Here is a 10,408-nt window from a genome sequence, read left to right on the forward strand (position 1 = left end):
CCCGGGCGTCGGCGTGCTGCTTTCTGTATTTAGCGACCCAGTTGCCCACGGTCTGCGCCACCAAACCATAAGAGGCCGCGACCGACGCGATCGACCGCTCCTTATCCACCACCTCGCGAGCAACCTGCTCACGAAACTCCTCAGAGTACTTCGCCTTAGTCACATCCATCATCCTAACTATCAGATCACGGGGAACGACAGCCATCCCCCAAGTCCGAAAACAACCCTCCAGTCCAGTCCAACTGGAGGGACGGGGTCCATCCAGGCAAACGCGGTCCAACTGGAGGGACCCGGTCCAAGCAGGGGGCCGGGACGGGCACGGGTGCCGTGCCCCAAGGACCTCCCCGCCACCGGCCAGCGCCCCAGGGGCCTTGCAGGGCCGCGCCCCCGGGCGGAGGCGAGCCAGCTGTTCCCGGCAAGCAGCGTGGTGCCGGACTCCGGCGTGGCGCCGGGCGGGGCAGGATGGGGCCTGTCCGCCTGGCGGCCGGCCGCCGGCGCCTGCTCCCGTGCGCGTCGGCACAAAGTGTCCGAGATCGGCACAAACAGCTCCGGCGCCGCCGGCCGCCGTGGGCAGAGCGTTGGAATCATGCGGTTTCTCGATCGGCCCCAGGAGCTGCCGACGACCTTTGTGCCGAACTCGGACACCCCCGCGGGCGCCTGGACCCACACCCACCAGGACCCAACGCACCACGCCGACAACACTCACCATGCCCCCGCCACCCCACCACACCCACAAACCGGAAGAACCATGAAAGCGATGAGATCCAGGCGGACGTGATCTAGAGTCAATACCAATAAGCCGACCTCGATAACTATCCCCGACCCGCAGGGTCGGACCTTGCCACGGACTCAGGACCCGCACATGCCCACCACCTCTCTCCCCTCGTTCTCCCAGTTGAGGGCCTTCGTCGCGCTGTGCGACCACCAGCACTTCGGTGAGGCGGCCACGGCACTGGGCGTTAGCCAACCCAGCCTTTCGCAGGCGATCACCGCGCTGGAGAAGCGCGTGGACGGGGAACTCGTCGAACGCACCACCCGCCGAGTCCTGGTCACCCCGCTCGGACAGGCACTGCTGCCCTACGCCCGGGAGGCGGTGCTCGCCGCAGAGTCATTCAACGAGGCGGTCACCAACCAGGGCGCCGCACTCGCCGGCACCCTGCGCCTGGGCATCATCCCCACCCTCGCCCCCTACCTGGTGCCGCTCGTACTGGACGGCCTGGCCCGCGAGCTGCCCCTGCTGCGCCCCGAGCTGCGGGAGATGGTCACCGGCGACCTGCTCGATCTGCTCGGTCAGGGCCGCCTGGATGCGGCCATCATCAGCACCGACGTAGACCTGCGCCGCTCCACCGCCATCCCCATGTACGACGAGCCCCTGGTCGCACTCGTGCCGGCCGCACACCCGTGGGCGGGCCGCGACGACGTCGTCCCCGCGGAGCTGGACGGTCAGCAACTGCTCCTGCTGGACGAGGGCAACTGCCTGCGCGACCAGACCCTCGCCCTGTGCCAGCGCTACGGAGCCAATCCGCCGGCCGCGGTCGCCACCACCCTGTCAACGGTGGTGCAGATGGTCTCCAACGGCGTCGGCGTCACGGTGATTCCGGAAGGCGCGGTGGGTCTGCTCTCCGGGAGGGGCTACGCCGTGGTCCGCTTCGCCGCACCGGTACCGACACGGCGCATCGGCCTGGTGCATCGCAGCTCCTCATCCCGCGGTGCCGACTTCGCCCGCCTGGCCGAGATCCTCACCGCCCTCGCCCGCCGCGCCGGTCTGCCCGGCGCCACCTGAGCTACCGGCGCCACCGGCGCCACCTGAGCTACCGGAGCCACCGACACGCCCGCCTGACCCGCCGCCCCTCCACCCCGCCGAGATCGGTAGAAGTCACGTACCGAAATCGGTAGATATGGCGGCCCCACTATCCGGGGCGGTTAACGCACCACCCCCGAACCCAGTCGTTGGCGTGGTCGGTGCGCCCACTCGGCGATGCCGGGGAGACAGCGTCCCGCACAACGCTATCGTCCAAGACCCCTGCCCCGGGTCCGCACACCCCAGAAACAGCCCCAAAGACAGAAACCGCAAGCTGGCGCCGATTCCACCCGCGACCCGAGTGTCATGACAGGGCTCCCGTGTGCAATGCGGGGCCGGCCGCACACGGGAGCGGCACCACCCACTCCGGACCACGCAGCCATTTCCGCATGCTTCCAATGAAAAACAAGGATCAGCCAAACCCGCTCGGACGGCTCCGGTGTGCAACCACCAAGCGACGCACCCACCCGCACCGACCCAAACACTCCCTGCATGCGAGGTCGGTTCAAGTTGCGTACCGAGATCGGTCGCTATGGAGGCAGCAGACCCCGCGTGAACCCTGACGGCGGGCTTGTCGATCAGTACCCTTGGCACCATGACCGCCGGCACCGACCCGGCACCCGTTGCCGCCGTAGTCATCAACCCCGCCAAGCCGGCCGCCACCCGCGCCGTGAGACAGGCACTCGGTGATGCCCTCGTTGAGGCCGGCTACCGCACCGTCTGGCTGGAGACCTCTGCCCGCGAGACCGGGGCCACCCAGGCCCGCTTGGCCGTTGCCTCCGGTGCCGGACTCGTGGTCGCCGCCGGCGGAGACGGAACGGTGCGCTCGGTCGCCGCGGGACTTGCCGGAACCGGGGTCGATATGGGAATCATGCCGCTGGGGACGGCCAACTTGGCGGCCCGGAACCTCGGACTGCCGCTGCGCCGTCAGACAGAGCTGGCACGCATTGCCGCAGCGGGGCGGACGACGCCGACCGACCTGGTATGGGTGCGCACCGAGGCCGCCGGACACACGGGACCCCTGCCCGCCACGGGCGCGGCCGTTCGTGGAGCCACGGCGGACGGCACCGACGGCGCCGACAACAGGGGCGACATCGACAGCATCGCCGAGCCACCGCAGGGTTGGGCCCGCCCCACTCTGGGAAACGAGCACGCCTGCCTGGTGGTGGCCGGGATCGGCTTCGACGCCGGCCTGGTCGCCTCCACGCGCCCGGCCCTGAAGGAGAGACTGAGCTGGGGGGCCTACGGGCTCGCCGCCTTGGAGAACCTGGGGCGACGACGCATGGACCTGGTGCTGGGAGTCGAGGGCGGCACCATGGCCGCCGTCGCGGAGGTCTCCGAACGAGCTGTGGGCGGCGCGGCTGTGAGCGGGGCGCTCGGCGCGGCCAGCTCCTCCCCCGACGGCGACGCCCGGGCGGACGCGGGCGGGAACCATCCCGACCGAGTGATCGCCGTCGTCCCCGAGCCGCCCCCGGCACCCCCGCGGCCCCCGCGCACCGAGCGGATGACGGCGCGCACCCTGCTGATTGCCAACGGCGGGAGGCTGCCCGCCGGCGTCACCCTGCTGCCGGAGGCCCGTCTGGATGATGGCCTGCTCGACGTCGCCGCCATAGACACACTGCACGGCCTGTGGGGCTGGGCGTCGCTGGCGCGACAGGTGCTGCCGCCGCGGCCCGCGTCCTACTCCACCCGAGGCGCGGCTCAGGTACTGCTGCGGCGCGGGCGTGAGGTGACGGTGTGGCTGGACCTGCCGACGGCCGTGGAGATCGACGGCGATCTGGTGGCCCCGACGCGCGGCGTGCGAGCTCGCGTACAGCCCGGGGCCTTGAGGGTGCGGTGCCCCGCATGAATACAGCTGCGGTGCCCCGCATGAATACAGCTGCGGCGCCCCGACCGACGTCGCTTACCACGCCGCTTCACCGTTGACTGCGCCGGGCAGCGGTCTACTACGCCGCCTACACGCGTACAACCGACCGCTAGCCCGGCGTCACAGGCTGCGTCCCTCCAGCACCTCGGCGACCCACGAGCGGGCCACCACGAAGTCCTTGTCGCTCGTGCCGGCGGGGACCACCACGGGCAGGGAGTCCAGTCGCGGGTAGGAGCCTAGGAAGCGCAGGAACGGGCAGGTGCGGTGCAGGCCGATGAAGGCCGCCTGCACGCGCTCGTCGCGGATATGTCCCTCGACGTCAATGGAGAAGCGGTAGCGGCCCAATGAGTCGCCCACGGGCCGGGACTCGATGCGGGTGAGGTTCACGCCGCGGACACTGAACTGCTCGAGCATGTCCAGCAGGGCTCCGGCCCGGTTGTGCGGCAGCTGCACCAGGAGGGTGGTCTTGTCGGCACCGGTGGGCTCGCCGACCCGGCCGGGACGGGAGACCTTGACGAAGCGGGTGACCGCGTCGGGGTTGTCCGCCACTCCCCCGGCGATGACGGTGAGGTTGTACTGCTCGGCGGCCAGCGGGTTGCACAGCACCGCCTGGTACTCGAGGGCTGCGGCCGTGGCGGCGTCGGCCTCGGCCAGGGCGCGGGCGGGCGCGGAGGTGGAGCGGCCCTCGATGTAGACGGCGCCGGGCAGGTGCTGGTGTACCCAGCCGCGGCACTGCGCCCAGGCGTGGGGGTGGGTGGAGATGGCGCGGATGTCCTCCAGGCGGGTGCCGGGGCGCCCGGCCAGCACGAAGGTGATGGGCACGGCCATCTCGGCGGCGATGACCAGGGGCGCGCCGACCACGAGGTTGTCCAGCGTGACGTTGACGCCGCCCTCGACGGAGTTCTCGATGGGGACGACGGCGGCGACGGCGCTGCGGTCGCGCACGCGGTCCAGCGCGGTGGGGACGTCCTGACAGGAGTCGAGCACGACGTCGGCGGGCGCCACCTGCCGCAGGGCGGATTCGCAGAAGGTGCCGCCGGGGCCGAGGAATGACCAAATGGGGGCGGGGCTCGTCATGGGCTCAGGCTATCCCGCCATCCCGCGATTCGTCTCCGGAGCGTCGGAGCGCCCCACGTAGGCTGATCGCATGAGCGAGCCCCAGTACACCCAACGGCGGTGGCTGCGCGCGGCCGGGGTGCGGACAGTGCTGGCGGTGCTCGTGGGGGCGGCACTGGCTACCGCCGGGCTGGGCCCGGCCGCGCAGGCCGTGGTGGTCCCGACGACGTCGGCGCCCGCCGCCTCCGCGGACGCGGCCGCAGCCACACCACTGGCCGTGTTGGGGGTGAGTGGCCTGTCGTGGTCAGTGCTGCAGGAGCTTGCAGCGGCCGAGGACCCGCAGGTGGCCGCGGCCGCCACCACGGTCTGGGACTACGCGACGGCGAATGCGCCGGTGAACCTGGTCCAGCGCACCATCGGGGAGACCACCTGCCCGGCCGACGGCTGGATGACCCTGGGCACCGGGACGCGCGCCCGCGCCGACGCATCCCATCTGGGCGCCGTCGCAACGTGCTCTGGCGGCACCTGGGCCGACGCCACCCGGCTGGCGGAGGGAGACGGTTACGGGGCCGAGCCGGGCACGCTGGCCGGGCTGCTGGACGCGGCCGGGGCGAGTTATGCCGCCGTCGGGGACGGGGCCGTGCTGGCGCTGACCACCGCGGACGGCCCGCCCGCCACGGCGGCGTCTGCGGCGCAGCTGCTTACGGCTACGGACGGCGATGCCCCGGACCTGCTCCTGATCGACCTCATGGACACCGGCGCCGGCACTCCCGCCACGACCACAGCGGCAGCGGCGGGCGAGGCCGACTCCGACGCGGAGGGCGCCGGGCCCGCGGCGGCGCGGGCCGTGCAGGCGCTGGCGCAGGCGCTTGCCGAGCTGACGGGGCGGGCGCGCCTGGTCGTCGTCTCGGTGGCCGACCCGCAGGACCCCTCTCCCCAGCTCGCCATCCTGCCCGCAGGCACCACCTCCCCGCGCGGCAGCGACGACGGCCTGCTGATCGGGCCGACCACGCACCAGCGCGGCCTGGTGCAGCTGACCGACCTGGCACCGACGCTGCTGGCGGGAGTCGCCGGGGAGCAGACCTCCACCGCTTCCGGGCTTACGGGCGGAGTGCTGACGCTTCCCGCCGCGGCCTCCACCGGTTTCCCGGATTCATCCGCGCCCGCCGCCCCCGCCTCCGCGGGCAGCGACCGCGTGGCGGCCCTGGCCGACGACGCCGCGCACGCCGTCGCCTCCAACCGCGCCGTGATTCCGGTGACGCTGGGACTGCTCGGGGCCGCGCTGGCGCTACTGGTCGCCGTCGGCGTCGGGCTGCGCCGCCCGAGGCCCGAACGGCTGGGGCGCCTCGGCTGGGCCGCCTGCTGGGTGACCGCCCTGCCCGCCGGGATCTGGCTGGCGAATCTGGTGCCGTGGTGGCGCGCGGGGGCCTGGGCACCGGCGGTCGCCGCGCTGACCTCGGCCGCGGCGGCGGCGCTGCTGACCGGAGCGGCGGCGCTGCCCGCCCGGGCGCGGCGCCCGCGAGCGCCGGGCGCGGCACTGGCGCTGGCCGCCGTCGGCCCGGTGGTGATCCTCGGGGACGCCGCCGTGGGCGCGCCGCTGGGATTCAACGGACCGCTGGGGATGAATGCGGTGGTGGCCGGGCGCTTCTACGGGGTGTCGAACACGGCCTTCGCACTGGCAGCCGGAGCGCTGATGGTGGCGCTCGCCGCCGGGGCCGCGCGGTTTGCCGCGGGCCACGCGCATCGGCGCCTCGCCCTGACAGCGGCGGTGGGCGTGCCGGGGCTGCTGGCGCTCGCAGTGGACGGCGCCCCGCAGCTGGGCGCCGACGTCGGTGGGGCGCTGACGCTCATTCCCGCACTGGTGGCGCTGGGCACGGGACTGGCCGGGGTGCGGCTCGGGCTGCGACGATGGCTTGGAGTCGGGGTGGTGGCCGTGGGCGTGGTCGGCGCGTTCGCGCTCGCGGACTACGCCACCGGTTCGCGCACGCACCTGGGAGGCTTCGCAAGCCAGGTGCTGGGCGGCGGCGCCGGGGCGACCCTTGCCCGTAAGGCGGGCGCGCTCGTCGCCCCGTTCCTGACCAGCCCGCCGGCGCTGTTGGCGCTCGTGGCGGCAGTGGGCATCGTGGTCGGCACCGGCTGGTGGCTGCGACGGACGGTGCGCGCCGCTCGGGCCGGTCGTGGTCCCTACGCGTGGCTGGCGGCGCTGCCCACACCTGTCTGGCTGGGCCCAGCGCTGCGCGCGCTGGCGGTGCTGGTGGTGGTGGAGGTACTGGTGAACGACTCGGGGTTGACGATGCTGCTCTTCTCGGCGGCGGCCGCGGCGCCGACACTGGCCGCGCTGCTGCTGAGCATGCGGGTCAGTCCGCGCTGACACATCCCCCGGCCGCCTCGGTACGTAACTTCTACCGAGTTGGGCACGTAACTTCTACCGATCTCGGCGAGGGGGAGCAGTCCGGGCGGGGAGCAGTCCGGGCTCAGTCCTGATCTGCCGCAGGGCGGTCGGCCGCCCAGGCGCGGAAGGCGCGGAAGGGCATCTGGTCGCGGACGGCGGCGTCGTCGAGCTTGTCCGCGGGCACGCGCACGCGGCGCAGGCGGCGGGAGGTCACCGCCCGCACCACGTCCTTGTACTGGGCGGCGCGGTGCAGGCGCCCGGCGCGGTCATTCAGGGAGACGCGATGGGTGATGTCGCAGGGCACCTCGATCACGGTCATGCCGGCGGACAGCACATCGATACTCAGTCCCACCTCGACGCCCCAGCCCTCGGCGAGCGGCGAGGCGGCCTCGTAGGCGTCGCGGGTGATACAGCGCTGCCCGGACAGAGGAGCAACCGGAGCCCAACCCGTCGCCGCGGCGATCGCGGCCCGGGCGGCGCGCACGACCCTTCCACGGCCGCCGGCCCCGGCCTGCTTGGGCGGGACGGCGATGGACATGTCGGCGACGCCGTCGACGATCGGGGGGACCAGCTCGGAGCAGGCGGCTGCCGAGTCGCCCAGGTCCGCGTCGATGAACAGCAGCAGGCGGGCGGGCCCGTCCTCGTAGTCGCGCATGGCGACGACGCTCGCCCCGGTCTCCATGGCGGAGGCCTTGCCACGCGAGACGGCGTGACGGACAGTCACTGCGCCGGCGGCGCGGGCGTGTTCCTGAGTGGCGTCGGTGGAGCCGTCGTCGACGACGATGACCAGGTCGACCCGGGGAATGGCACGGCAGGCGCGCACGGTGGCGGCGATGCGTTCGGCCTCGTCCTTGGCCGGGATGACGACGGCAACGCGCTGGTCAGGGAGCTGGCTGGGGAGCGGCTCGGATGGCGGCGTCGGGCTCACGGCCCCAGGGTAGTCATATCGGAGGGGGGTCGTTCTATAAGACGTGGCCCCGGGGTCACAGTCGCGTCTCACAGCGCAGACACGCGGCGAGACTCCGCCCTCCGCCCCGGGCCGCATCCGGGAAGCCCGCCGCCCTACGGGCCGCGCCGCCCCCGAAGGCGCCTGCGCGGGCAGTACCTAGTCCCAGCAGCACGCGGCTTATCGCCCTCATGCACCCTCGCGGGGCGACAGGTCCCGCGGCGTCCACGCAGGTCAAACGTGCGTCAGGGGACCTCGGTCCCGATCTCGACCATGTAACCACAACAGAAAAACCTTGCTTCCGCCGCCGAGACATCTTTGTGACACATGCCACAGAAGGCTGCGCCCGAAGATGGCATTGTCAGGTCTTAGGGGCACGTCAAAGGCGACGGGTCCCCATCGTCGGTCTCCCTGCGCCCCGCGGACCCCGACCCTCGGGGTGAGGGCGGCGGGGTCCGCAGCCCGGCCTCCCCGCACCCGGCGAGCCTCCGGGGAGTCGCCGTCGGCCTCTTCCCCGCCGCCTGAGCGCCCACAGCACGAGGCCGACCTACGGCAAGCGGGCATGATGGGACCCATGAGCGCCTCCCTCACCGCGGCCATCGGCTGGACCCTGGTCATCGTCGCCGTCCTGGCCTCGGCGCTGGCCGTGCACTGGCGTCGCGCGCTCGTCCTCACCCGCCGTGACAACGCCCGCCTGCGGGAGGACGCGCAGCGCCGCAGCACCCCGAGGGACGTGCTGGCCCACGAGATCCGCACCCCACTGGCCCTGATCAGCGCCTCCGCCGAGCTGCTGGACGAGGAGACACCCGGCGATCTCAACGAGGTGCAGCGCCGCTTCGTGACCACCATCCTCGACAACGCCCGCGACGCCTCCCAGATGGCCGAGGACTTCCTCACCGAGGCGCGCCTGGATCATGAGGTCCGCTCCCTGCGGCGGGAGCGGGTGGAGCTGCGCACCCTCGTGCGCGAGCTCGTGCAGGAGATGCGCCGTTCCGCGCACACCACTATTCGTCTGGAGGATCACGGACGTCCGGTCCGCGTGGAGGCCGACCGGGGGCTGCTGCGCCAAGCGGTCGCCAATGCGGTGACCAATGCACTGCGCCACTGCGACGGCGCACCGGTGACGGTACGCATCAGCGCCGACACCGACGACGCCCTCATCACGGTCATGGACGACGGTGCGGGCATGAGCCGCCAGGAACGGCGTCGTGCCTTCATCCCCTATGCCACCGCCAACCCCCTGACCGCGCCGTCGAGCCGCGGCGCCGGGCTGGGCATGATGGTCACGCAGCGAATCATGGAGGCGCACGGCGGCCGCGTGCTCATCGATACGATCGCCGCCCGGGGCACGACCGTCTACCTGACGCTGCCGCTGCACCCCGACACGGCCGACGCCGCCGGCGTCGGCTCTGGCACACCAGGCCCGGCCCCCACGAACGGAGCACCAGCGTCATGATGAGCGACCCCGCCCCCGGACTGCCGGCCCCGAGACTGGTGGCGCTCGTCGTCGACGACGAGCCGCAGATGCTCTACGTGGTCTCCTTCGCCCTGGAGACCCAGGGCTTTGAGTGCCTGACGGCTCCCGACGCCGAGACCGCCTGGGAGCTGGCCTCCACCCGCGACATCGACCTGGTGGTTCTGGACGTGATGCTGCCGGGCGGCTCCGGCGTGGACCTGTGCCGCAGGCTGCGGGGCACAGGCAGCCAGGTCCCGATCATCCTGCTCACCGCCATGCGGGACGAGCCGGACCGGATCGCCGGTCTGGAGGCGGGCGCGGACGACTACGTCACCAAGCCCTTCTCCCCGCGCGAGCTGGCGCTGCGGGCCCGGGCGGTCACGCGGCGCACCGGCTCGGGCCCGGACGCGATCACCAACGGCCCGCTGCGGGTGTCGACGGCGACCGGGCGGGTCTCCTGGGCGGGGCGCAACATTCCCCTGCCGGACACGGAGTCCCGCCTGCTGGCCGCGCTGGCCAGACGGCGCGACGCCGTAGTCACCTGGCAGGAGCTGCTGAACGAGGTGTGGGGAACCAGCGATGACTCCGGCGGCCGGGAGATGGTGCGCACCACCGTGTACCGGCTGCGCCGCCACCTTCAGGCCCATGACGTGCCCGCCGACGTCGTGGTGGCGGTACGCGGACGCGGCTACCGCATGCCACCGCTCGACCGGGACTGAAACGTCTCGCCACAGCCGAAGCCCCGCTGCACCTACATCGGCGCTCCAGCACCCCGCCCCGCGCCGCCGCCCCCCTCGCCGAGATCGGTAGAAGTCACGTGCCCAGATCGGTAGCTATAACCGCCGAGATCGGTAGAAGTCACGTGCCCAGATCGGTAGCTATAACCGCCG

8 protein-coding genes are annotated in these 10,408 nt (G+C 72.6%); 5 read left to right on the plus strand and 3 right to left on the minus strand.

Going from position 1 to position 10,408, the window contains the following annotated elements:
- On the minus strand, positions 1-709 hold a 709-nt coding region (locus tag BLR49_RS14035), incomplete at its 3' end, for a transposase (RefSeq protein WP_143013778.1).
- A 153-nt stretch (positions 710-862) separates the two neighbouring features.
- Between BLR49_RS14035 and BLR49_RS12740 the strand changes: the two genes are divergently transcribed.
- Positions 863-1,783: a hydrogen peroxide-inducible genes activator gene (locus BLR49_RS12740; protein ID WP_092538208.1), complete on the plus strand. Its 921-nt coding sequence runs from the start codon at positions 863-865 to the stop codon at positions 1,781-1,783.
- 613 nt (positions 1,784-2,396) lie between these two features.
- A complete protein-coding gene (locus tag BLR49_RS12745) occupies positions 2,397-3,650 on the plus strand; it encodes a diacylglycerol/lipid kinase family protein (protein WP_092538220.1) in 1,254 nt (417 codons plus the stop codon).
- Positions 3,651-3,788: 138 nt separating this feature from the next.
- On the opposite strand, the gene pheA is transcribed toward BLR49_RS12745, so the two are convergent.
- Positions 3,789-4,745 (minus strand): prephenate dehydratase, encoded by a 957-nt coding sequence (gene pheA, locus BLR49_RS12750; RefSeq protein WP_092538210.1) that lies wholly within the window; start codon positions 4,743-4,745, stop codon positions 3,789-3,791.
- A 70-nt stretch (positions 4,746-4,815) separates the two neighbouring features.
- On the opposite strand from pheA, the gene BLR49_RS12755 reads away from it, so the two are divergent.
- Entirely contained in the window at positions 4,816-7,095 is a 2,280-nt protein-coding gene (locus BLR49_RS12755; protein WP_092538212.1) for a hypothetical protein, read from the plus strand.
- A 103-nt stretch (positions 7,096-7,198) separates the two neighbouring features.
- Here the strand turns inward: BLR49_RS12755 and BLR49_RS12760 are convergent, their stop codons facing one another.
- Positions 7,199-8,044, minus strand: coding sequence for a glycosyltransferase family 2 protein (locus tag BLR49_RS12760; protein WP_245690734.1), 846 nt, complete (start codon positions 8,042-8,044; stop codon positions 7,199-7,201).
- 592 nt (positions 8,045-8,636) lie between these two features.
- On the opposite strand from BLR49_RS12760, the gene BLR49_RS12765 reads away from it, so the two are divergent.
- Both BLR49_RS12765 and BLR49_RS12770 read left to right on the plus strand, forming a co-directional pair.
- Positions 8,637-9,518, plus strand: a complete 882-nt coding sequence (locus BLR49_RS12765; RefSeq protein ID WP_092538216.1) for a sensor histidine kinase — start codon at positions 8,637-8,639, stop codon at positions 9,516-9,518.
- Complete coding sequence (locus BLR49_RS12770; protein WP_092538218.1) at positions 9,515-10,237, plus strand: response regulator transcription factor; 723 nt, start codon at positions 9,515-9,517, stop codon at positions 10,235-10,237. Before BLR49_RS12765 ends, BLR49_RS12770 begins: the two co-directional genes overlap by 4 nt.
- Positions 10,238-10,408: the final 171 nt, after the last annotated feature.

This window comes from Actinomyces ruminicola, assembly GCF_900103885.1.
Classification (GTDB): Bacteria; Actinomycetota; Actinomycetes; order Actinomycetales; family Actinomycetaceae; genus Actinomyces; species Actinomyces ruminicola.

What these genes read in the sequence shown, in the direction of transcription:
- BLR49_RS12755 (WP_092538212.1), top strand. Translation starts at nt 4,816, where the DNA reads ATGAGCGAGCCCCAGTACACCCAACGGCGGTGGCTGCGCGCGGCCGGG.
- BLR49_RS12765 (WP_092538216.1), top strand. Translation starts at nt 8,637, where the DNA reads ATGAGCGCCTCCCTCACCGCGGCCATCGGCTGGACCCTGGTCATCGTC.
- BLR49_RS12745 (WP_092538220.1), top strand. Translation starts at nt 2,397, where the DNA reads ATGACCGCCGGCACCGACCCGGCACCCGTTGCCGCCGTAGTCATCAAC.
- BLR49_RS12770 (WP_092538218.1), top strand. Translation starts at nt 9,515, where the DNA reads ATGATGAGCGACCCCGCCCCCGGACTGCCGGCCCCGAGACTGGTGGCG.
- BLR49_RS12740 (WP_092538208.1), top strand. Translation starts at nt 863, where the DNA reads ATGCCCACCACCTCTCTCCCCTCGTTCTCCCAGTTGAGGGCCTTCGTC.
- pheA (WP_092538210.1), bottom strand. Translation starts at nt 4,745, where the DNA reads ATGACGAGCCCCGCCCCCATTTGGTCATTCCTCGGCCCCGGCGGCACC.